14 protein-coding genes are annotated in these 24434 nt (G+C 57.3%); 4 read left to right on the top strand and 10 right to left on the bottom strand.

The features are described 5' to 3' along the window. Positions 1 to 20 precede the first annotated feature (20 nt). The gene (locus tag NW211_RS11445; protein ID WP_258327916.1) at positions 21 to 818 is read left to right on the top strand and encodes a Cof-type HAD-IIB family hydrolase; all 798 of its coding nucleotides are present in this window, start codon (positions 21 to 23) and stop codon (positions 816 to 818) included. A gap of 75 nt (positions 819 to 893) precedes the next feature. Here the strand turns inward: NW211_RS11445 and NW211_RS11440 are convergent, their stop codons facing one another. The 9 genes from NW211_RS11440 to NW211_RS11400 form a co-directional block, all read right to left on the bottom strand. Beyond that, the gene (locus NW211_RS11440; protein ID WP_258327915.1) at positions 894 to 3659 is read right to left on the bottom strand and encodes a substrate-binding domain-containing protein; all 2766 of its coding nucleotides are present in this window, start codon (positions 3657 to 3659) and stop codon (positions 894 to 896) included. Between the two features lie 262 nt (positions 3660 to 3921). Further along, a complete protein-coding gene (locus NW211_RS11435; RefSeq protein ID WP_258327914.1) occupies positions 3922 to 4818 on the bottom strand; it encodes a carbohydrate kinase in 897 nt (298 codons plus the stop codon). Between the two features lie 39 nt (positions 4819 to 4857). Next, positions 4858 to 6021 (bottom strand): MFS transporter, encoded by a 1164-nt coding sequence (locus tag NW211_RS11430; RefSeq protein WP_087409449.1) that lies wholly within the window; start codon positions 6019 to 6021, stop codon positions 4858 to 4860. A gap of 100 nt (positions 6022 to 6121) precedes the next feature. Next, positions 6122 to 8317 carry an alpha-galactosidase gene (locus NW211_RS11425; protein WP_258327913.1) on the bottom strand — a complete coding sequence of 732 codons (2196 nt, stop codon included), beginning with the start codon at positions 8315 to 8317 and terminating at the stop codon, positions 6122 to 6124. 19 nt (positions 8318 to 8336) lie between these two features. Continuing rightward, positions 8337 to 10223, bottom strand: coding sequence for a DUF4980 domain-containing protein (locus tag NW211_RS11420; RefSeq protein ID WP_087409447.1), 1887 nt, complete (start codon positions 10221 to 10223; stop codon positions 8337 to 8339). Positions 10224 to 10476: 253 nt separating this feature from the next. Continuing rightward, complete coding sequence (locus NW211_RS11415) at positions 10477 to 12846, bottom strand: TonB-dependent receptor (protein WP_375379591.1); 2370 nt, start codon at positions 12844 to 12846, stop codon at positions 10477 to 10479. Positions 12847 to 13098: 252 nt separating this feature from the next. After that, positions 13099 to 14967, bottom strand: a complete 1869-nt coding sequence (locus NW211_RS11410; protein ID WP_258327939.1) for an alpha-L-fucosidase — start codon at positions 14965 to 14967, stop codon at positions 13099 to 13101. Between the two features lie 142 nt (positions 14968 to 15109). Further along, on the bottom strand, positions 15110 to 15832 hold the full coding sequence (locus tag NW211_RS11405; protein WP_258327911.1) for a LytTR family DNA-binding domain-containing protein: 723 nt from the start codon (positions 15830 to 15832) through the stop codon (positions 15110 to 15112). Then, a complete protein-coding gene (locus NW211_RS11400) occupies positions 15829 to 16839 on the bottom strand; it encodes a sensor histidine kinase (protein WP_087409444.1) in 1011 nt (336 codons plus the stop codon). Before NW211_RS11400 ends, NW211_RS11405 begins: the two co-directional genes overlap by 4 nt. Positions 16840 to 17056: 217 nt before the next feature. On the opposite strand from NW211_RS11400, the gene NW211_RS11395 reads away from it, so the two are divergent. Genes NW211_RS11395 through NW211_RS11385 form a run of 3 tightly spaced genes read left to right on the top strand, consistent with a single transcriptional unit; the run spans position 17057 to position 22706 of the window. Beyond that, complete coding sequence (locus tag NW211_RS11395; protein ID WP_087409443.1) at positions 17057 to 18178, top strand: efflux RND transporter periplasmic adaptor subunit; 1122 nt, start codon at positions 17057 to 17059, stop codon at positions 18176 to 18178. Continuing rightward, complete coding sequence (locus NW211_RS11390) at positions 18175 to 21321, top strand: efflux RND transporter permease subunit (protein WP_087409442.1); 3147 nt, start codon at positions 18175 to 18177, stop codon at positions 21319 to 21321. Before NW211_RS11395 ends, NW211_RS11390 begins: the two co-directional genes overlap by 4 nt. Before the next feature lie 26 nt (positions 21322 to 21347). Beyond that, a complete protein-coding gene (locus NW211_RS11385; RefSeq protein WP_258327910.1) occupies positions 21348 to 22706 on the top strand; it encodes a TolC family protein in 1359 nt (452 codons plus the stop codon). 101 nt (positions 22707 to 22807) lie between these two features. On the opposite strand, the gene NW211_RS11380 is transcribed toward NW211_RS11385, so the two are convergent. Next, a partial coding sequence (locus NW211_RS11380; RefSeq protein WP_258327909.1) for an MFS transporter occupies positions 22808 to 24434 on the bottom strand: 1627 nt, incomplete at its 5' end.

The following is a 24434-nucleotide window of genomic DNA, read 5'->3' as shown; positions in this document are numbered from 1 at the left end:
CTTTGATGTATCTTTGCCGTATGGAAAAGGAAAGAGAAATTAAAGCCCTGTTTTTCGATATAGACGGCACGCTCGTCAGTTTCAATACCCACCGCATACCCCGCTCGACCATCGAGGCCATCGAGGCTGCCAAGCAGAAGGGAATCAAGATTTTTATCGCCACGGGCCGACCCCTGGTCTACATCAACAACCTGGCCGACATAGCCCATCTCGTCGATGGCTATGTGACCACCAACGGTGCCTGCATCGTCATCGACGGGCAGGTGGTGGCCTGCCATGCGATACCCGAAGCCGATGTGCGCACGATGATGCGCTTCTCCGACGAGCGTCATTTCCCCTGCATTCTGGTGGGCGAGACCGATGCCCTGCTCTACAACGCCACGCCCGAGGTCGAGGAGTTTTTCCACCGTCTGCTCGACCTGCAACAGATTTCGAGCCCCGTATCGCTCGACGCCCTATTGCAGCAGCGCATCACCCAGATGACCCCTATCATTACGGCCGATGTCGAGGCCGAGATTATGCCGCTGCTCCCCTCGTGCGAGTCGAGCCGGTGGTATCCCGCCTTTGCCGATGTGACCGCTCGCGGGGTCGATAAGGGCGAGGGGGTGAAGACCGTAGCCCGTCACTTCGGTTTCCCCGTCGAGGCCACCATGGCTTTCGGCGACGGGGGCAATGATACCCGCATGCTGCAGGTAGCCGGCATCGGGGTGGCCATGGGCAACGCCAACGAACCGCTGAAGGCTGTGGCCGACTATGTGACGACCTCGGTCGACGACGACGGGGTGAAGCGTGCTCTCGAGCATTGGCACGTGCTGTAACCGGCGCAGGCCGCTGTCTGGCATGTCTGTGAGGATACCGGGAAAAATAGAGATAGATTAGAGGCGAGGGCGGAGTCAGCTTTCGCCTTTTTTCCGTTTGAGAAATTCGGTAGGAATCTCGCCGAAATACTCCTTGTAACATTTCGTGAAGTACGAGGGCGAACTGAAGCCCACCTCGTAGGTAATCTCGGCCACCGTCTTCTCGGTCGAGGCCAGCAGCGAGGCCGCCCGTTTGAGGCGTGCGATGCGCATCAGTTCGTTGGGCGAGTAGCCATACAGCGCCTTGGTCTTGCGGTAGAGCTGCACGCGGCTCAGCCCAATCTGTTCGCCCAGCTCCTCGACGCTGAAGTTGGCATTCGACAGATTCTCGTCGATGATGCGGCGCAGCTTTTCGGCAAAGCTCTTGTCTACGTCGCTTACCGGAGTCTTTGCCGGGGAGAGAGGCGTATTGCCGTTCTCGGTAAAGATGTTTTGCAGGCGGTGCCGGTTCTCGATGAGGTTGTGCAGGCGCACGGTGAGCAGCCGGGCACTGAAGGGCTTGGCAATGTACGAGTCGGCTCCGCACTCATAACCCTTGATTTTCTGCTCGTCCATGGCATAGGCGGTGAGCATCATCACGGGGATGTGCGAGGTTTGCAGCTCCGACTTCAGCCGGCGGCAACACTCCAGCCCATCCATCACGGGCATCATCACGTCGCAGATGATGGCGTCGGGCACGTACTTCATGGCCAGGCGTATGCCCTCTTGGCCGTTGGCCGCCTCGATAACCTGGTATTGGTCTTGCAGTATGGTCCGCACATAGTCGCGTATGTCCTGATTGTCGTCGATAACGAGCACACTCGGTTTGTCGTCGGGCGTCGTCTCGCGCGGCTGGGCCTGCAACGTCTCCTGGTCGGCAGCCAGTACGGCCCCCTCTTTCAGGTTGGTAAGCACGGCACTGCGGGTAGTGTCGGGGTCGAGAGCTCCCGACTGCCGGGCCGGCATCTCTATGGTGAAGCAGGTACCTTGCCCCTCGGTCGTCTCCACGCGTATGGTGCCGTGGTGCATTTCGACAAAGGCCTTGACCAGAGCCAGCCCGATACCCGAGCCGGCATGGTGGACGTCTATCTGGTAGAAGCTGTCGAAGATGTGCTGCACATGCTCGGCCGGCATGCCCACGCCGGTATCGGCGACTTGCAGCCGCAGGTAGGGCTCGCCCTCGTGGTCGTATCGGGCGAGGGTGATGCGAATCGAGCCATTGTCGGGTGTGAACTTGAAGGCGTTGGAGAGCAGGTTGTAGACGATGCGCTCCAGTTTCTCGGCATCGGCCGTGACGGTAAAGTCGGTATCTTCTTCGGCCTGGATGTCGAAGTGGATGTGCTTGCGGTAGGAGAGGGTGCGGAAGGCGTCGCTCCACTCGGCAAGCGAGTTGCGCAGGTCGAACTGGCTCAGGCGCAATTGCAGTTTGCCATCCTCGAATTTACGGAAGTCGAGCACCTGGTTGACGAGCCGCAACAGCACCGTCACGTTTTTGTGGATGATGTTGAGCAGAAAGCGCTCGTGCTTGTCGAGGTGCTGGCTCTGGCCGAGCTGGTCTACCGGGTCGGCAATGAGTGTGAGCGGTGTGCGGAAGTCGTGCGACACGTTGGTGAAGAAAGCCAGTTTGGCATGGGTGGCATCTTCGAGCTGGCGCGAGAGGGTGATGAGCTGGTCGCGCTGTTCCTCGAGTTGCCGTTTCTGGTCCGACAGTTCGGTATTGAGCCGGTTTTTGGTCCAGAAGGCCCGCACGACAATCACGAGCAGGATACCCACCAGCACCAGAATCACGATACAGGCATAGAGGAACATGCGTTGGGCCGAGTAGCGCATCAGGAAGGCGTCGAGCTGACTGTTGAGCCGCTCGATTTTCTCGTCGAGGGTGCTGATGTGTGCATTCTGCATCTGCATGATGCGGGCATTCTGATGGTTGACCAGTGCCGTCGAGAGTAGCGTTTCGCGTGGGAAGTCGCGTCCTTCGAGTATATCCATGGCTACCTGCACCACCCGGTCGCCCCCCGTGGGGTAGATAAAGGTGGCATCGAGTATGCTGTCGGCAACCAGTCCCACGCCCATCTCTTTACCCGACAGGGCATCGACTCCCACAAAGAGCATGTGGCCGGCACGGCCCTCGCGCACGGCTGCCTCGTGAGCTCCGGCGGCCATGCGGTCGTTGTGGGCAAAGACGAGATCGATGCGGGGTTGCCGGGCCAGAATGGAGTCGAAAGCCTCTTCGGCCGACTGCTGGAACCAACCGGCATCGGCTGTGGCTACGATGTGGATACCGGGATGATGCGAGAGGGCATCGACCAATCCCTGGTGGCGGTCACGGGCCGGGGTAGAGCCCTTCAATCCTGTGAGTTCTACCATGTTGCCCTGCCCGTGCAAGCGGCTGGCAATGTAGGTACCTATCTGGTAGCCCATGTCGTAGTTGTCGGCTCCGATATAGGCGGTATAGTGGTCCGAGTCGGTTTTGCGGTCGACCAGTACGACGGGTATTCCCTGGCTGTAAGCCTTCTCCACGATGGGGGCAATGGCTTCGGCCTCGTTGGGAGCCACCACGATGAGGTCGGCCCCCTCGTCGATAAAGTATTCGATGTCGGCAATTTGGCGTTGGTTATCGTCGTTAGCCGACCGAATCTCCACATCCAATCCGGGATAGAAGAGCGCTTCGCGGCTGATTTCCTTGTTCATCTGGGTGCGCCACTCGTCGTCGCTGCATTGCGATACCCCTATGAGAAAACGGTTTTTCTCCTGGGTACAGGCGGTAAGCAACAGCACGAGAGTGCACGAGGCGAGGAGCAAAAGAAAGGGTAGGCGTCTCATAGCTTCTCATTTTGAGGATTAAGATAGGCAAAGATAAAAAATTTAATGAGAAGAGCACGCCTGCCAAGTGAAAGAATTGCGGTACAGCCCCTTTGTCGAGCTGCCTTCGGGGTTGCCCCGGCCGGGTTTCGGCTGTTGCGCGAGTGGCGTAGGGTAGCCTGTTAAATGCTGGATATGAGAAAAAAACGGTTATACGACGAGGACGACCGCCCCGGTTCGTATCGGGAGGATCGCCCTCGTCAAAATAAAAGAAAAAGTAGTATTAAGCCAACCGACTGGTGAGGCTCTCGGGCAGCACGGGCATGGCTCCTTGCTGCGTGCACACGTAGGCCGAGGTGTCGACGGCCAGCTGGTGGGCCTCACGTACCGAACGGCCGCGGATGATGGCGGCGGTAAAGGCGGCGGTGAACGAGTCGCCCGCACCTACGGTGTCGGCCACCTGTACGGTGGGAGTCTCTACAAACGACACATGACCCGGGGTAAAGACATAGCTGCCGTTTACGCCGCAGGTGAGGATGAGCATCTTCAGGTTATACTTGGCCAGCAGAATCCAGCACTTGTCTTGCAGGTCGATGCCGGGGTAGCCAAACAGACGGCTTACCGTTACCAGCTCCTCGTCGTTTATCTTCAGCACGTTGCAGCGGCTGAACGAGTCGCACAGAATCTCTTTGGTGTAGAAGCTCTGGCGCAGGTTGATGTCGAAGATTTTCAACGTCTCAGGTGTATCGGGCATGGTGGCGAGGAATCGGGCTATGGTCTCGCGCGAAACGATGCTGCGCTGTGCCAGCGACCCGAAGCAGACGGCCTGTGTCTGGCGAGCCAGTTGGTCCAGTTCTTCGGTATAGGGTATGTTGTCCCAGGCTACTCCCTCTTTGATGTCGTAGCAAGGCACACCCTCGTTGTCGAGTGTAACCTGTACGGTGCCGGTGGGGTAGGGTACCGTTTCGATAATCCCTTGCAGCCGTTTCTCGCGGAAGTTGTCGAGTATTTCGGTGCCCAGCTTGTCCTGGCCTACGGCACTTACTACCCGGCTGTTCAAGCCGAATTGCGATACGTGATAGGCAAAGTTTGCAGGAGCTCCACCCAGTTTCTTTCCTTCGGGCAGCACGTCCCACAGTGCTTCGCCCATTCCTACGATGATATGGTCGTTATTGTTCATGGCGTTATAATTAGTGTTTGAATTTAATAAGTCGATAAGTTATTTTTTCAGTTTGATGGTGTATACAATCAGGTAGAGAACCCCTACGGTCATCACGGCTATGGCACCGGCCTGACCCACGGCGTCGCTGGCCACACCCATCAGCAGCGGGAATATGGTGCCGCCGAAGAGGCCCATGATCATCAGTCCCGAAGCCTCGTTCTTTTTGTCGGGAACGGCGGTAAGAGCCTGGGCAAAGATGATGGAGAAGACGTTGGAGTTGCCGAAGCCGATGAGGGCGATGCAGGCGTAGATGACGGGGAGCGACTCGGTAGAGAGCAGCCCGATCATGGCTACCAGCATGCAGGCCACGCTGATGGCCAGGAATTTACGGCCCGAAAGGTGACGCAGGATAAAGGTTCCCAGCAGACACCCGGCCGTACGGAAGATAAAGTAGAGGCTGGTGGCAAAGCCGGCCTCCTCGAGGGTGATGCCCACCCGCTCGATCAGCAGCTTGGGAGCCGTGGTGTTGGTACCTACGTCGATGCCTACGTGGCACATGATACCCAGAAAACAGAGCAGGATGAAGGGCTTGCCCAGCAGGCGCAGGCATTCGCGGAATCCCGAAGCCTTGTCGGGTTTCTCTTCATCGATGGGGGTCGACGAGAGCCACAGGATGGCGATGATGGCAATGACCATGTAGATGGGGAAGAGCACGCGCCACCCCAACCCGAAGGTAGGCATGGCCTGCGTGGCACCCCACATGGCGATATAGGGGGCCAGGAACGAGGCGATGGCCTTGACAAACTGCCCGAAGGTGAGCGAACTGGCCAGACGGTCGCCCGAGATGATGTTGCTCAGCAGTGGGTTGAGCGAGGTCTGCATCAAGGCATTGCCGATGCCCAGCAGCGAGAAGGAGCAGAGCATGAGTCCGTAGCCGTCGCCAAAGAGGGGCAACAGCAGCGAGACGGCGGTCACCACGAGGCTCAGCAACACGGTGCGTTTCCGCCCGATGCGGTTCATCAATACGCCCGTGGGTACCGAGAAGATGAGGAACCAGAAGAAGACGAGCGACGGGAAGATATTGGCCTGCGAATCGGTGAGGCCCAGGTCGGCCTTCACATAGTTCGAGGCGATACCTACCAGGTCGACGAAACCCATGGCAAAGAAGCAGAGCATGACGGGGATAAGTCGGCCGTATTTTATTTGTTGTTTAGCTGTCATAATCGTTATATAGAGTAATTGTTGTTTCGTTTTCTGAAGAGAGGGAGAGAGAAGGGCCGCCACACAGAGCGGTCACCTCTCTCGTCCCCTCTTGCTTCTATCAATCTATCGCGGTAATTTCTATTACATGGCTTCGCATGGGGGTGAAACCCAGCACGTCGAGGCCTACCTTCATCAGATAGTCGCCCGAGAGCTCTTTGCCGTTGGCCGGCAGGGTAGACTCTACACCGGGCATGAGGTTTATCTCTTCGACCTTGTAGCGCTTGTGCGGGTCGAGGCCCTGCAGCTTCACGGGGAGCAGCTTCTCCTGGTAGCGCGGGTAGAGGTCATAGGCAAAGAGCACCGCCTTGCGGCTGTCGGCCCCGACATAGTTCACGGCCATGTGGTTGCTCTCGTAGGGCGAAACCAGGCGATACTGACTGCCGTCGAGAATAACCGATTGCAATCGTTTCCAGTTGGCCACAGCCTCCTGGCAGTAGAGCAGTTCGTCGGCACTCAACTCCTTCAACCCCAGGTCGAAACCCAACTTGCACATCGACGCCACATCGGTGCGGAACTTGATCGACGCCTCTTTGTTCCAGCTCGTCACGTGGGCACACATGGCCTTGGCCGGGAAGAAGTGCGAGAAGCCCCACTGTATATAAACACGTTCCACGGGGTCGGTGTTGTCGCTGCACCAAAATTCGGTAAAGTATTTCAACGCCTCGTAGTCGCAGCGGGCACCGCCGCCCGAGCAGAGCATCATGGCCACCTGCGGGTAGTTGTCGTGCACCCGTTGCATCACCCGGTATATGCCCCGCACATGGTCGATGTAGAGTTGTCCCTGGTCGGCCTTGAGGTAGGGCGAGTAGATGTTGGTGATGGGGCTGTTGCAGTCCCACTTGAAGTAGGCGATGTCGGGGTTCTCCTTCAGCAGCTTGTCTATGATGCCGTATACATACTCCTGCACGGCGGGGTTGCTCAGGTCGAGCACCAGCTGGTTGCGGTAGTAGTAGGTGTCGCGGTTGGGGTAGTGGATGGCCCACTCGGGGTGACGCTCGAAGAGTTCGCTCTTGGGGTTCACCATCTCGGGCTCGATCCACAGGCCGAATTTCACACCCGCCTCGCGGGCTGCCTTTGTGAGGGCGGGGATACCGCCGGGCAGTTTGTCGTGAGTCACCTCCCAGTCGCCCAGTCCGGCGCGGTCGTTCTCGCGGGGATATTTGTTGCCGAACCACCCGTCGTCGAGCAGAAACATGTCTACGCCCAGCTCTTTGGCCTCGCGCATCAGCTCGGCCAGCATCTCCTGGTCGAAGTCGAAGGCCGTGTTTTCCCAGTTGTTGAGCAGTGTGAGGCGCGGCCCCTTGCCCTCTTTCAACTGGTAGTTGCGGGCCCAGGCCTGCAGGTCGCGGCTGCCTTGCCCCATGCCCTCGGTGCTGAGGGTGAAGATGAACTCGGGCGTCGTGAAGGTCTCGTTGCGCTTGAGCTTATAGGCCGAGGCGTAAGGGTTGATGCCGGGAATCACGCGCAGGTTGCCCACGTTGTCCACCTCGAAGGTGAAGCGGAAGTTTCCCGTCCAGGCCAGCGTACCCATGAGCACCTCGCCTTGACGCTCCTGTGCAGGCTGGTCGAGCCCGACGACAAAGAAGGGGTGGGTGTGCATGGCGGCCCGGCTGCCCAGCTTGGTGTCGAGCACCTTCTTGCCGAATTGCAGGGGCTGGCAGCTCATCTGCGCCTCTTTGGCCCAATCGCCGCTGAACTCGGTCAGGTAGTAGGCCGGTCGGCTGAAGTAGAGCATGGTCGAGGCATAGGTCGAGAGCACGATGGGATTCTTCTCCTCATGACGTATGTCGCTCCAGGTCTTGATGACATTCTCGCGGGGGTAAGCCACATAGTGCAGGGTCACTTCTACGGGATACTTGTCGTCGCGCAGCACGATGTCGGTCTGCACGCCCCCCTCGACCGCATGGGTCGAGGAAGAGACGTAGTAGAGCCACGTCGAGGGATTGCCGTCGTTGTGGGTGATGGCCAGGGCCGGTTCGAAGAAATCTTCGTTACCCGAGCCGCTGCATACCTCCCATCCGCGGCGGCATACACTGCCGTCCGATGCTGCGTGCACGCTCCACCCCAGCTCCTTCAGGTCGGCCTCGTTGAGCAGCTTTTCGCCGAAGTAGCTCTGGTAGAGGCGCCCGTTCTCGGCTACTTGCAGCACGAGGTCGGTGCGGTCGGTCGAGATGCGTATCTGTTTCATATCACTGGCATTCAGTGTCGTTATGGCAAGTAGCGAAACTGCTGCTAAAACCAGATTGTGTTTCATGGAATACGAGTGATAGGAATTACAGACTCAGTTGGTATATATTCAAATTTTTGATTTGGGCTTCACCATCCTTGGAATAGAAACGCAGTGCACTGTAAGGAGCCGTGGGGAACACGAGGTTGGTCATGGCAATGCGGCCACCGTCGACGAAAATCTCGATCGAGCATTTGTCTACGAATACATCGAGGTGGTAAGTCTTGCCGTTGCACAGCGAGAGGGGTGCCCAGGTGCCCAGAGCAAAGTCGTTCACATAGTTTACCGACAGTTTCTTGCGGTGGTCGTCGGTCTCCTTGGCGTGTACGGTCACTTCGCCGTAGCGGCTCAGGTCGGTGATACCGCTTTGCGTACGGTCCATGACGATGCGGCCGCCCTTCAGGTCGAGGTAGATGTCTACCTTTTCGCCCTTGTCGTTGAGGAGAGCGAAGCCTACGGTGTCGGCGTTATTCGGCGTGATGTCCATCTCCAGTTCGCAGGCACCTTCGGGTCCGGTCTTCATCGGGTTTACGGTATACTCGTCCTTCAGGTCGATGTCGGCGATGGTCGTGGTACCTTTGCGCAAGCCTTGGGTCTCTTTCACGGCATTGGCAGCCATGTAGATTTCGCCGTCCTTGGTGTAGAGCGAGAGCTCACGGGGCAGGGCGTTGGCGCTGCGGTACTGGAGGTTGGGGGTAGCGTTGGCATATTGCCAGTTGCTCATCCAGGGCACGGCAATGGTGCGGTCGCCCGTGTTGGAGAAACATACGGTAGCATAGTGGTCTTTACCGAAGTCGAGCCATTTGGTCACGCTCTTGTCGTTGTCGCATTTGAACTCTTTGCCGTCAAACTCGCCTACGAAATATTCGGTAGCGCTACCGCCGAAGGGGCAACCCGGGTTGATGTTGACAATCATCACCCATTTCATGTGGTTCTTGTCGCCGTCGACAGGCAGTTGGATGAAGTCGGGGCATTCGAACTGGTTGGGCTGTACGCCGTAGCCTTCGCCAAACTGGCTCAGGTATTCCCAGTGTTTCAGGTCGGTCGAGTTGTAGAAGCGCATGTTCTTGTCGGCCGATACAATCATGTACCATTTCTGAGCCGGTTCGTACCAGAATACTTTCGGGTCGCGGAAGTCTTTCAGTCCGTCGAACGGCGTGAGGATGGGGTTACCCTCGTATTTGGTGTAGGTGCGGCCGTTGTCGGTGCTGTAAGCCATGCACTGAATCTGACCGTACTTGTCGCTGGCCGAGGTATAGAAGGCAATCAGAGCATCTTTGCCATAGCCGGCGCTGTTGAAGTGGTCGACTACCGAGCTGCCCGAGAAGATGTGACCCAGCGTATCGCGGGCGATAGCCGGTGCCAGGTGTTCCCAGTGGATGAGGTCTTTGCTCACCGAGTGGCCCCAGTGCATGTTGCCCCATTTGGAACCATAGGGGTTGTATTGGAAATAGAGATGATACTCACCGTCTTTGTATACCAGACCGTTGGCATCGTTCATCCAGCCATAGAGCGGGGTGTGGTGATAGACGGGGCGGTAGTAGTCGGTGTTGGTCGTGTCGAACGTGTCGGCCAGACGCAGGCTGTCCCAGCACATGGCGTTGGCGGCAACCTGTCCTATGGTTACGGTAGCCTCTTTGGTACCCTCGGGCAAGGCGAAAGGCACATAGTAGTCTACGCTGTCTACGGCCAGACGGATGTCCATGGTTACATCGGCAGGACTGCCGGTGTCGAGTTTCACTTTACCTTCGGGACGAGACTCCTGGATGGGGAGAATCAGGTATTTCGAGGGATTGGTGATGTGAACGATGGTGAGCGTATCGCCCTGGTGTTCGAGACTGATACTGCCTTTTTGCGGTTGGCAAGCTGCGAGAGCGGCCACTGCGGCTGCTGTTGCCAGCACTTTTGTCGAATGTCTGAAATCTATTTTCATGGTCGTTTTTATTTATTGAATGTTTGAAAAATCGTACTTGTAAATAATAACCTAAAACAATTTTTTTACCTCTCCCTATTTTTTCAGAGCCCGAGCAGAGTGGGCTCGCCTTGTTCCGGGTTGGGGTCTCGGCGAGGCTTGTAACCTGAGCCTCGCCGAAACGCCTCTTTGTCTCTACTGCTGTCCTTGGATTGAATCTTTCTGTCCCGGAAAATAAACACCTATGATTTTATCATGTATAGAAGAATCTGTATCAGAATTTGAGACTGGCGGTAAACTCTACGGTGAACGGCCGTATGTAGCTGCCGGCCATGACGTGTCCGGCATATTGCCCGGCATCCTCTTTCTCGATGAGCTCGGCACCGGCGATACTACCCTTGGCACCCGTTTGGTTGAGGAAGTTGACTACGGTGCAACCCAGAGCCAGCTTCTTGTTTACCTGCCAGTTTACTCCGCCGAAGGTCTCCCAGCGGCCGTTGAAGTAGTAGGCGTCGTTGATGTTGGCGTAGGTCTTGCTGAAGTAGCGGAAGCTGGTCCAGATCTTCAGGTAGTCGGTAATCATGTAGCTGGGGTCGATCTCGATGATGATTTGCGGAATCTCGGCTACGATGTTGCCCGTGGCGTTGATTTTACCCACGTAACCGTCGGAGAAGGTGACCGAAGTCTCGTACTTCTTGTAGGTAGGTTGCTGGTAGGTAAAGAGGAAGTGCAGGTCGAAGCCCTTGAACGGCGTGGTTACCACGTCGGTGGTCCAGCCCAGCGTCTGTATGTCGAAGTTGAGCGGTGCGGCCATAATCTCGGTTTGTCCGGCCGGGGTCTTGTGCTGCAGGTTCAGTGTCGAGTTGTTGTTGGTCTTCGAGATGTAGGAGAAGAGCGAAGTCAGGCTCAACCAGCTGTTGTTGTAGTAGATACCGGCGCGGCCCAGCGGTACCGAAATCTCACCCACGTTGGGGTGCGTGGCCGGAGCGAAGTTCTCGATTTTGGGGTGCTGGGTGATGTAGGTGAAGTCGCCCGTGAATCCGAACTGCTTGTTCAGTTTGTAGGTGACAGCGGCGGTGAGGGCATAGTTGAACCAGTCGTGGTCGATGTTGGTGGGGGCAATCAGCGTCACACCGTCGGGGGCCGTAGCACCCAGGTAGTAGTTGGCAAAACGTCCCACATAATTGCCGGAGGCATCCTTTACGGCAGCGTTCTCACCGCGCAGAGCCTGGTATTCGAGACGGGCACCGTAGTAGAGGTTCAACCGGTCGGTGATGTTCCAGTCGTGCGTGAAGTAGAGGGCTACCTTGTTTTCGAATCCCTTGTAATACTCCGAAGCGTTTTTGTTGAAGTCGTAGTAGTATCCGTTACCGGCATAGGCGCGGTCGGTGTATGTGGCAAAGTCGGAGTTGAAGAGGCGCACGGGATAGCTGCCGTCCATGGGTACCGACTGGTCATACATGGTGGTCGACGAGGTATAGTCGATGTGGTAGTACCACTCGTTCACACCCAGCCTCCACGTGCTGTTGGCCGTTTGGCGAGAGAGTTCGCTGGTAAACATCAGCGAGTTGATGAAACCGCGGTTGAGGCACGACATACGGCTCTGCACATAGCTGCCGGTGTAAGGTTGCAGGCTGCCGTCGGCCGCTTCGTACTGGTAGTTGATGCCGGCTTCGTTCTGGTCGAGCGACATGGGCGTCTGGTACACGCACGAACCGGTCGAGTGGTCGTACTTGACGATGGCTTTCCAGTTGAGTCCGTTGTCCCACGTGTAGTTGTTCATCAGCGTAACCATGCTTCCCAGGTTTTGGGTGGCGTCGTAGAGGTTGGTCTTCTTAACCTCGCCGGTGCGCATGTCGCGATATACCATCTCGTTGTCGACAGGCAGGTAGGAGGTGGTACCCAGGGCAAAGTCGCCGAACTCGCGCACGCTACCGTCGCCTACATAGATGAAGGGGGCCGATTGCGTGGCATAGTTGTAAACCGGGTGGCTGTTGCTGTAGTGGTAGATGGCGGTCAGTTCGCCCCGGTTGTCATTGTATTTCTTGGTGAGTGCTACCTTGTAGATTTGGGTACGGTCCTGGAAAGGAGTCGATTTGATTTTGAAGGTTCCCGGGTCGAAATCCTGGTAGATGCTGCCGCTGTAGTACCAGTCTTTGCCAATGCCGCCGTTGACGTTGAGCGAGAACTCCTGCATGCCGAAGTGGTTGCTCTTGTAGTTGAGCGTGCCGTGGAATCCCTTTTCGCCCAGTTGCGTGAAGGAGTTGACGGCATAACCGATGTTACCGGTCGTGATGGCCGTCTCCGAGATTTTGAGAAGTCCCACATGGCTGAGGCTGGCGTCGGCACGCCACAGCGAGTTGACGGAGTGGGGATTGGTGGCGTAGGTCACGAGCATGCCGTTTTCGAGCACGTTGACATCGGCCGAGGGTAAACCTATTTGTATTTCGCGGGGCCCGTTGGCGCTGGCTGCGTTGAGCATCACATTGCGGTTGCCCTCCTCTTTAGAGGTAGAAGCATTTTCGCTCTGGTTGGCATCTCCTTTTTCTTGTTCTTGTGCCATTGCGCTTCCACAAGTCAGGGTCACGAGCAACAGGGCTGTGCCTGCTTTTAGTAGAATTTGATTTACAATACCTTTTTTCATGGTAGCGTAAAAATAAAATTTGTGTTAAGTTCTTGTTTTTGGCTTAGCGAGAGCAAAAATAGAAAATGGTTCACGCCGGTACATAGAACAAATGTTGCGAAAGCTCCTAAAAATGTTGCACGAAACCTCGTTGATAGTGAATGTAACATTTTTAATAGTCTTGGAGCGGGCCATTTAAAGCGGCAGCACCCGGTCTCACGGGGTGTGAGCGGGTGCTGCGGTATGCGTTGGTTGTATGGATGGGTCGGGAGATCAGGGAGCCACGACGCCCAGCTCGGCTACCGAGGTCTGGGCTCGGCCGTCGATCTCTTCGAGGGGCTCGAGTTTCAGGTATCGGGTTTGGGGGATATTCTCCAGCGCGACTACCTGGGGGATGGGGTTGTTCTTGATGTTGCTGAACTCGCCGTTTGCGACAATGCGTTCCCACGTCTGGCCGTCATTGCTGCGGTAGAGGTGGTAGCGGAACAGGGTTCCCTCGGTGTTGCCTTCGGCTACGGGGGTGTAGCAGAATCCTGTTATCGCCTTGGGTTCGCCCAGGTCGACGACGATGGGCACGAGGCCCTCGCCACGGGCGGTGGTAGTGCTGTTACCGTCGATGGCCTGGGGGGCGGGCTGGTTGCCCAACCGGCAGCTCTTGGGGGCGATGAGGTTCAACCCCTCGGTGTCGGTGGCTTCGATGATGGGTTGCGCGTAGTAGAGACCCACGCGGGCAATCGAGAAGTCGGCCCTCGAGCGGTCGATGGTTACCCGCAGTTTGTCGGCCACGAGGTTGTCGAACCGCACGAGTCGTTTGTAGCCCACGGTGGTACCCTGGGCAATCGGGAGCCAGGTGCCGTCGATCGAGGCCTCTACGGTGAAGGCTTCGATGCGTTGCCCCTGCTCGATGTCCTCTTGCAGCATCAGGGTATTGACGGGGACGTTGTCCTGTATCTCGATTTCGAACGAGTCGCCCTCCCGGCCGGTAAACGTGCGGTTGCCGGCGAGGCTGTAGTCGGTAGCGAAGGTGCGTTGGATGTACTGCCCCAGTTCATGCAGCCGCCGGGCATCGTTCTCGTGAATGAGGCCCCGGGTGTCGGGCGGGATGTTGAGCAACAGCACCGAGTTGTAGCCCACCGACTCGAAATAGATGTCGACGAGGCGGGCGAGCGATTTCACCTGATTGTCCTCGGCCGGGTGATAGAACCACCCCGGACGGATGGAGACGTCGACCTCCGACGGGTACCAGAATAGCTCGTTGGCCCGGGCCAGCAGCTCGCGGCTGCCCAGGTCTTCGCTCTTGTTGGCCAGTCCCAGAGCCTGGTTCACGCTGTCGGCCCGCTGGTAGATGCCCGGCACGAGAGCCGTGGCGCTCCACTCGGTCTCCCGGCCGAATCCCTTCTCGTTGCCTACCCACCGCACGTCGTCGCCCATGATGGCCATCACGGCGTTGGGTTGCAACCGTTGTATGGTCTTGTAGAAGGCATCCCAGTCGTAGACCTGTTTCTTGCCGTTGGGGCCTTCGCCGCAAGCGCCGTCGAACCACACCTCGTGAATCTCGCCGTAGTGGGTGAGCAGCTCGGTGAGCTGTTGGATGAACAGCTGGTTGTAGCGGGGCGAGTCGCCGTAGCACTCGGCATTGCGGTCCCAGGGCGAGAGGTATACACCGAACTTCAGGCCGTATTTGTCGCATGCCTCCTTCAGCTCTTTCACCACATCGCCTTTACCCTCTTTCCAGGGCGACGAGGCTACCGAGTGGCGCGTGGTTGCCGTGGGCCACAGGCAGAATCCGTCGTGATGCTTGGCCGTGAGGATGACCATCTTGAAGCCCGCCTCCTTGAGCGTGCGGGCCCATTGCTCGGCGTCGAGCTGGGTGGGGTTGAAGAGGCGGGGGTCTTCCTGGCCGTCGCCCCACTCCTTGTTGGTGAAGGTATTGATGCCGAAGTGCAGGAAGGCGGTCAGCTCCAGTTGCTGCCATTGCAGCTGCTGGGGCGACGGGGTCAGGCGCGAGGCCATGTCGACTTTCTGTTCGAGGGTGGCTCCTTCGGGAAATACGAGATGCTTTTCGTAATACTGGGTTTTGCTCGACTGGCAGCCCATGAGCAGCAGCCCCAGTAAAGCAGCGGTGATGCAGGTGTGTTTCATTGCGGGTAATTCGTTGTTTATGGTCACAAAGATAATGTTTTTGTCCAAAGAAAACAGAGCGAGGGGAGACTTCGTCGGATAAAATCGAGTAGGGGGGACGAAGAGGCACCGGCGGTCGTTGGTGAACCCGGGCAGGGAACCGTCACAGATTGGTCCGGCTGCCCCCCGAGTTGCGGGCAATGAGTAGGTCGTAGATGTGGTTGGCAAACTGCCGGCCCACGGGCAGCAGTGTCTCTTGCCCGGCGAGCTTGATTTTCTTTTTGGAAAACATCTCCACGCGGTCTATCGGTACGATGTAAGAGCGGTGTATGCGCAGGAAACTCTCCTCGGGCAGAATCTCCTGAAGGGCCTTCATGTTGGTGCGCGACAGGATGTAGCCGCCGCTCTCGCGGAAAATCTTGGTGTAGTTTTCCATCGCTTCGATATAGAGAATATCGTTGGTGGGGATGGTCACGTTGTTGTATTCCTGCTTGACCACGATGCTGTCGGGGGTGCGGTCGCGCTCGGTCTCGATGCGGCGGATGGCCTTCTCGACCGCCTTCTCGAACCGCTCGTAGGCAAAGGGCTTGTGCAGGAAGTCGACGGCGTCGAGCTCGAAGCCGTTGAGGGCATACTGGGCGTGAGCCGTGGTGAAGATGAAACAGCACTCCTCGGGCAGGTCGCGGGCTATGTCGAGGCCGCTGATGCTGTTCATCTCGATGTCGAGAAACACCAGGTCGGGCTTGCAGCGGCGTATCTCCTCGAGCCCCACGAGGGGTTCGCTGAAGGTGGTCAGCTCCAGCCCGCCGAATCGTTCGCAGAACTGGGTGATGACGAGCAGAGCCAGAGGCTCGTCGTCGATGGCTATGCAGGTGGCTTTTTTCATTGTAGTTGAATAGTCAGTCGGGTTTTAAACTGGTTGCCTTCCCGGCCGGTCGTGAGCGAGAAGCGGCCGGGGTAGAGTAGCTCCAGCCGTTTGCGGCAGTTCTCGATGCCGATGGCCGGGGTCGGCTCCTTCTTCTCCTTCATAATGGTGTTTTCGGTCTCGAAGTGCAACACCCCCTCCTTCACGGCAATCTGGATATAGATGGTGCAGTCGACATCGGACGAGGTGCCGTACTTGAAGGCATTTTCGACAAAGGTGATGAGAATCATGGGCGGTATCTGGGCCTGCTCGTCGTCGGTCTCGGTGTGGAAGTCGATGTGGGTATGGCGGTTGAGGCGCAGCGACTGCAGGTCGACATACTGCCTGATGTATTCGATTTCGTTGCAGATGGGTATGGTGTCGAGTGTAGTCTGGGTGTACATGTACTTGAGGATGTCGGAGAACTGGATAAAGGCCGACTCCGTCTTGTCCGATTTGGTGAGCACCAGCCCGTAGAGGGCATTGAGCGTGTTGAAGAGGAAGTGCGGGTTGATCTGTGCCTTGTAGAGCGCCAGCTCGGCCTTGTTCTTCTCGGCTTCGATTTCCTGCTTCGAGAGTATCTGCTTGAAGAGCTCGAACATCAGCTCGATGGCCAGGCTGAACCCCGTGACTACGAAAAAGAAAAACCACACGCTCAGGCTCCGGATGTGCTGGCGTATGCCCCAGTCGCGAGGCGACTCGATGAAGTCGTCTTTCGGGATAGGTATCTGGCTGATGGCCCAGGTGATAAAGATGAGGACCACCATGAGCAGCACGACGAGCCTGAACTGCCGCTGCATGATGAGCCCCGGTATATTCACCTTGCGGTAGGTGAAATAGAGCAGATAGACGTAGACAATGAGCAGGAGCATGAAGTAGGTGTGGTGAATAATCCACTTCTCTACCGGTACCAGCATGATGAGGAGCGGCAAGATGATAAAGCTGAAAATCAAGTCGATATAGATGCTGATGCGTGTGTAGTTGGTCATGGCTCTGGTATTTGCGTGGTGCGAAGGCGGCCCCTCGCATTATCACAAAGGTAGTTTATTTTTAAGAATCTGCCGTGCCGTTAGGCATCACTTTTTTGCCGTTTATCAATAAATGTTCCGATATTGTGAGATAGTTTATAAATTTGAGAATTGGTTTAAGATAGGTATTTTCTATTCCATACGCATTATTTAGTATTTATCACATAAAACAGCAACAATGAAAAAGATTATCATTCTGGCTATGGCAGTCTTGCCTTTGCTTGTGGCTTGCAAGGAGCAGAAATCGAGCGAGGGTGCAAAGTACAAGCTACTGACCGTAGAGCCTAAGAATCAGACATTGACATCGGACTACACGGCAACCCTCCGCGGCCGTCAGTTCGTAGAGGTACGGCCGCAGGTGAGCGGCATCATTACCGAGATTCGCATCGACGAGGGCGATGTCGTGCGCAAGGGGCAGACCCTCTTTATCATCGACCAGGTGCCCTACAAGGCAGCCCTCGAGACAGCGGTAGCCAACGTGCGCAGCGCCGAAGCCCAACTGGCTACGGCCCAGCTCTCGGCCGAGAGCAAGGAGGCGCTTTACAAGGAGCGGGTAGTCTCGGAGTTCGATTTGCAAACCGCCCAAAACACGTTGGCCGAAGCCAAGGCCTCTTTGGCTCAAGCCAAGGCCCAGGAGGTGAATGCCCGCAACAACCTCTCCTATACCGAGGTGAAGAGCCCCGTCGACGGCGTGGCCAGCATGATTCCCTATCGGGTGGGGGCGTTGGTCAGCAGCTCCATTACCGAGCCGCTGGTTACCGTCTCGGACGATGCCGAGGTCTATGCCTACTTCTCCATGACCGAGAGTCAGATACTCGACCTCATTCAACAGTATGGTTCGCTGCAGAAGGCCAAGGAACAGATGCCCGAGGTGAAACTGCTCATGAGCAACGGCAGCACCTATGCCTTGCCGGGAAAAATCGACGCCATCAGTGGTACGGTCGATGAGGGTACGGGTGCCGTAAGCCTGCGGGCTGCCTTTGCCAATCCCGACGGGCTGTTGCGCAACGGCGGCAGCGGTTCGGTAGAGATTCCTACCGTCTACAAGAACAGCCTTGTGATACCCAAGACAGCCACCTACGAGTTGCAGAACCGCATCTTCGTGTGGAAGGTAGTCGACGGCAAAACCCAGTCGGCACCCATCACCGTCTATAAATACGACGACGGGCAGAACTACATCGTGCTCTCGGGCCTGACGGTAGGCGACGTAATCGTGGCCGAGGGTGCCGGTCTGCTGCACGAGGGTATCGCCATCGATATAGAACAGTCTACAACCCAGCCAAACGATAGTGCCTTATGAAGATAAGAACCTTTATCGACCGTCCCATCTTTGCCGGGGTTATCTCGGTATTGATTCTTATCCTGGGAATTATCGGTTTGACTCAATTGCCTATCGAGCAGTTTCCCGAGATTGCTCCGCCTACGGTGAGCGTATCGGCCTCCTATACCGGAGCCAATGCCGAGACGGTGCAGAAGAGTGTGGTGGTGCCTCTCGAGGAGGCCCTCAACGGTGTGGAGAACATGACCTACATGACCTCTACCTCGTCGAACAACGGCTCGGCCCGTATCACGGTCTACTTCCGTCAAGGTACCGACCCCGATATGGCTACCGTGAACGTGCAGAACCGGCTGGCTTCGGCACAGGGTTTGCTGCCGGCCGAGGTAACCCGCAGCGGTGTGAACGTGCGCAAGCGCCAGACGAGTAACATCAAGCAGCTGGCCGTCTACAGTCCCGACGATTCGTTCGACCAGGCTTTCCTGGCCAACTATATGAAAATCAACATCGAGCCTCGCCTGTCGCGTATTGCCGGCGTGGGCGAGGTGAATGTGTTCGGTTACGAGTATGCCATGCGCATCTGGCTCGACCCGAGCAAGATGAAGAAGTACGGACTCGTTCCCTCCGACATTACCGGCGTGCTCGACGAGCAGAACATCGAGGCCGCTACCGGTACGTTGGGAGCCGAGGCCGAGAACACTTTCCAGTATGTGCTCAAATACCGGGGCCGTTACGAAAACGAGGTCGACTATGAGAACATGGTCATCAAGTCGCTTCCCGGTGGCGAGGTATTGCGCCTGAAAGATGTGGCCACCATCGAGCTGGGTACCCGTTCCTACGACTACATCGGCGAGGTGAACGGTCACCCGGGCTGTATCATCATGATTTCGCAAACCTCGGGCTCGAACGCCAACGAGATTATCGAGGAGATAGACCGCTCGTTGGCCGAGATTTCCAAGACCCTGCCCAAGGGTATCAAGATTGTCGACCTGATGAGTACCAAGGACTTCCTCGACGCCTCGATCAAGAGCGTGGTCAAGACCCTCATCGAGGCCATTCTGCTGGTGGTACTGGTGGTCTATATCTTCCTGCAGAGCTTCCGATCCACCTTTATACCGACCGTCTCCATTATCGTGTCGCTGGTGGGAACCTTTGCCTTCCTCTATCTGGTGGGCTTCAGCCTCAACATGCTTACGCTGTTTGCTCTCGTGCTGGTTATCGGTACGGTGGTCGACGATGCGATAGTGGTGGTCGAGGCGGTTCAGGCGAAGTTCGACGAGGGGTACAAGTCGGCCTACCTGGCTACCATCGATGCCATGGACGGCATCACCTCGGCTCTGGTTACGACTACCTTTGTATTCATGGCGGTGTTCATCCCCGTGAGCTTTATCGGCGGTACCACGGGTACCTTCTATACGCAGTTCGGTCTCACGATGGCGGCGGCCGTGGCCATCTCGCTGCTCAACGCCCTGACCTTGAGTCCGGCCCTGTGTGCCCTCATTATGACACCCCACCAGACCGGGGCCGACGGCAAGAAGCTCAGCTTCTCGTCGCGCTTTCACATGGCCTTCGATACGGCTTTCCACCGGCTGGTGATGAAGTATAAAGGGGGCGTATTCTTTATGATCAAGCGCAAATGGCTGGCCGGCGTGCTGCTGGTGATTGCCTGCGTGGGATTCTTCGTGCTGCTCAAGACCACCAAGACCGGTCTGGTGCCCAACGAAGATATGGGTACCGTCTTTGTCGACGTGCGTACCTCGCCGGGTAACAGCATATACGAGACCCGCAAGGTCATCGAGCAGGTCGATAGCTGTCTGCGCACGATTCCGCAAATCGAGGTGCTCTCGAGCATTACCGGTAACTCGATGCTGAGCGGGCAGGGTGCCTGCAACGGTATGTTCACCATCCGGTTGAAGGACTGGAGCGAACGTCCCAAGAAAGAGGATGCCGTCGATGCCATCATCGAGGAGATACAGCGCCGCACGGCCTTCATCTCGAGTGCCGACATCATGGCCTTCACCCGACCCATGATTCCGGGTTATGGCGTGAGCAGCGGTTTCGAGGTCTATGTGCAGGACCAGAAGGGCGGCACGATTGAGGACTTGCTGAAGTACACCCGCAACTTCCTTACCGAGCTCAACAAGCGGCCCGAAATCGGACGGGCCACCACCTCGTTCGATACCAAGTTCCCGCAATACCTCGTCGAGGTCGATGCCGCGTTGTGCAAGCGCAACGGCGTGTCGCCCACCGACGTGCTCAGCACCCTCTCGGGCTACATCGGCGGTAACTATGCGTCGAACATGAACCGATTCTCCAAGCTCTACCGCGTGATGGTGCAGGCTCCGCCCCAATACCGGCTCGACACCGAGGCGCTCAACAACATCTTCGTACGCAACGATGCGGGCGAGATGAGCCCCATCGCCCAATACCTGAAACTCACCCGCATCTACGGCTCCGAGGTGTTGACCCGTTTCAACCTCTTCTCGGCCATTCAGGTGAACGGTGCACCGGCCACGGGCTACAGCTCGGGCCAGGCCATCCAGGCGGTGAAGGAGGTAGCTGCCCAGACGTTGCCTACGGGCTATGGCTTCGAGTTCGGCGGCATGTCGCGCGAGGAGTCCAGCACGGGCAATACCACGACGCTGGTCTTTGTCATCTGCGTGGTCTTTATCTACCTCATTCTGTGTGCCCTCTACGAGAGCCTCTTCATCCCGCTGGCGGTGATTCTTTCGGTACCCTTCGGTTTGGCCGGCAGTTTCCTCTTTGCCAAGATGTTCGGGCTCGAAAACAACATCTATCTGCAGACGGGTCTGATCATGCTCATCGGTTTGTTGTCGAAGACGGCCATCCTCTTGACCGAGTATGCCTCGGAGCGTCGCCGTCACGGCATGACCATCTCGCAGGCAGTCATCTCGGCGGCTCAGGTGCGGTTGCGTCCTATCCTGATGACCTCGCTCACCATGATATTCGGTATGTTGCCCATGATGTTCGCTTCGGGCGTAGGGGCCAACGGCAACATCTCGATTGGCGTGGGTACCGTGGGCGGTATGCTCATCGGTACGATAGCCCTGCTCTTTATCGTGCCGGTGCTCTTCATCGTGTTCCAAACCCTGCAGGAGAAGCTCATGCCCGAGCGTAAGTTGCCCAAGATAGAAGAAAAGAAATGATACGACTTCCTGAATCACCATTCGATATGAAAAAGATATTTATAGGTTTGTTTCTGTTGACCGGCCTGGCCGGTTGTCAATATCGGACGTACGAACGTCCCGCGATTGCCGAGACCGACAGCCTCTACCTGCGCTCGACCGCCTCGGCCGATTCCGCCTCGATTGCCGACCTCTCGTGGAGGGAGCTCTTTACCGACCCTCTGCTGCAGAATCTCATCGACAGCGGCATCGCCAATAATACCGACCTGAACATCGCCCGCCTCAAGGTGGAAGAGGCGCAGGCGCTGCTCACCGCTTCGAAGTTGGCCTACCTGCCATCGGTATCGCTTACCCCGCAGGGGACCCTCCGCAGCGTCGAGGGCGGTAGCACTACCAAAAGCTACGACCTGGCCGCCTCGGCCGATTGGGAGATCGACCTCTTCGGCCGCATCACCAACGCCAAGCGCGAAGCCAGAGCGGTGCTCGAGCAGAGCGAGGCCTACCGGCAGGCCGTGCAGACCCAGTTGGTGGCTACCATTGCCAACAGCTATTACTCCCTGTTGATGCTCGACAAGCAATACGAGATAAGCCGCTCGACGGCCGAACTGTGGGCCGAGAACCTGCGGGTGATGCGTGCCTTGAAAGAGGCCGGACAGACGACCGAGATGGCCGTGGCCCAAATCGAGGCCAGCAAGCTGGCGGTCGATGCCTCGCTGCTGACGATGCAACAGCAGATTACCGAGATGGAAAACTCCATCTCGTCGCTGCTGGGCGATGTGCCCCGGCAGATCGAGCGCTCTACGCTCGATGCCCAGTCGTTCCCCGACACCCTGTCGGTGGGTGTGCCCCTGCAACTGCTGCAGCGGCGCCCCGATGTGCGTCAGAGCGAGGCTGCCCTGGCTGCCGCCTTCTATGTGACCAACCAGGCCTATGCCGCCTTCTACCCCTCGATTACCCTCAGCGGGTCGGCCGGCTGGACCAATGCGGCCGGTGCCGTCATCACCAACCCTGGGCAATGGCTCTTCACGGCTGTGGGTTCGCTGGTGCAGCCGCTCTTCAACCGGGGGCAGAATGTGGCCAACCTGAAAGTGGCCAAGGCACAGCAGCAGGAGGCGTTGCTCACTTTCCGCCAGTCGTTGCTCGATGCCGGTACCGAAGTGAACAATGCCCTGTTGCAATGGCAGACGGCCCGGCAACGGCTCGTGATAGATCAGCAGCAGATAGCGTCGCTCCAGTCGGCCGTGCGCAGTTCCGAGCTCTTGATGCTGCACAGTTCGCAGAACTACCTCGAGGTGCTCACCGCCCGGCAGACACTGCTCGAGGCCGAGCTCTCGGCCGTCTCCGACCGCTTCGACGAAATACAGGGGGTCATCAATCTCTATCATGCCCTGGGTGGCGGATATTGATACATCGAATCCTGCAATAAAAAAAGGCGAGGGCGTCCGGCTTCACAGTCGGGCGCCCTCTATGTGTAGGGTTACTTATGATGAAGAGTGGTTTTTCCGTTTTATTCGCCAGTGGTCTCGAGCTGTTTCGATTGACGGTGAACGACCCGCCAGATTTGGGCCAGCCGCCACATGCGTCGGGGGCGGATGAGCCACCGATAGTCCGAAGCCAGAATAGCCAGTAGAATGACGATGGCAACGATGACGGCATAGCCGTAGACCTCCTTCAGGCTCACCAGGAGTATCTGCCGTTGAAACTCGCCGTACAGCGTCATGAACGAGTGGGCCATGGGGTGCATGGCATCGATTTCGCCGCCCAGGGTGGCCGTGTTTTCCAGACTTGCGTATTTGAGCAGTCGGGCAAGAATGGCCGAGTTGAGCGGAGCCCCGAAGCTGGTGCGGATAAAGCCGATGACACACATGGCCTCGAAGTAGTGCACGAAGGTCACGCTTCCGGTCAGTGCATAGGTGAGCGAGGTGTATACCAGGCTCACTCCGGCCCCTTTGAATACCAGCGGCAGGTAGAGCATGTACTTCTCGGTCGAGGCGTCGATGAGGAAATAGAGCATCACCTGATAGAGCAGAAACGAGAAGAAGCCGGCAAGCACGATACTCTTTACCCGCCATTTCCAGCGGGTTAATACCAGGTAGAAGATGCCGGTACCCACTGCGATTCCCGTGAGTACACCCCAGTTCAGGTCGGCATTGTGGCGGGCGTCGAACCCCAGTATCGAGTTGGTGAAGACATTCTGGGTCGAGGTGGCTGTGGCCGACATCAGGGTCATGCACCCGAACAGAATAAAGATGAACAGCATGTTGTGTTGCGAAAAGGCTCCCAGACTGATGTAGGGGTGGCGTATGGTGGCGGCCCGCTGGATGCACAGTATCAGCAGCACCACGGCAAAAAGCAGGGCTACCCGTATGGGTTCGCCGTCGAGCCAGTCGTAGTGGTCGCCGTATACGCAGATGAAGACGATGCAGAGCAGCCACAGGCTCCACAGGATGCCGCCCAGATAGTCGATGCCCTTGAACGGGATATAGGGGCTCTGCCGGTAGTTGCGCCGCATGCCGAAGTAGACCAGGGCAAAGACCACGATGAAGGCGCCTATCGTGATGCGGTGCATGGCCTGCCAGTCGAAGGCGTAGAGGCTGTACCCCGTGACGATGTTGGCCAGTTGTACGCTCCCCAGCACAAAGGTGAAGAGGAAGGGGAAGAAGACGGCAAAGTCGCGTTTGGGGGTAATCTTGAGCTGTACGTTGCTCCAGCAGACAAAGGTGCCTACAATCTTGAAGAAGCCGCTGACAAACGAGAGCAGCACCACCAGCGGCAGAAAGTCGCAGACCATGCACAGGTAGTCGCTCACGATGAAGACCCCGGCCGAGAAGAGCAGCAGGCTGCGCGGCTGGAAGCGGAACAGAATGCGGAACAGCAGCGGAAAGGCCATGGTCAGTCCCGTCATCGAGGCGTAGCCGGCCATCATGATGTCTTCGGTAATCCACGACAGGCTGCCCGACATCTCCGAGACGGCCGACATGTATACGCCTCCCGAAAACATGTAGACGATGATGATGAAGAGGATGAGTGGAAAGCGCAGCGGCAGGGGGATGAACTCCTTCCACACCTGGATACGGCGGGCCGAGGCTACCTCTTCGGGCGATGGTATGGGTGCAGGCATGGCGTCAATAGTT

This window comes from Barnesiella sp. ET7, assembly GCF_024733785.1.
GTDB classification, from domain to species: domain Bacteria; phylum Bacteroidota; class Bacteroidia; order Bacteroidales; family Barnesiellaceae; genus Barnesiella; species Barnesiella merdigallinarum.
The sequence above is the reverse complement of the archived record's forward strand: the minus strand, read 5'-3'. Positions and strand labels throughout refer to the sequence as shown.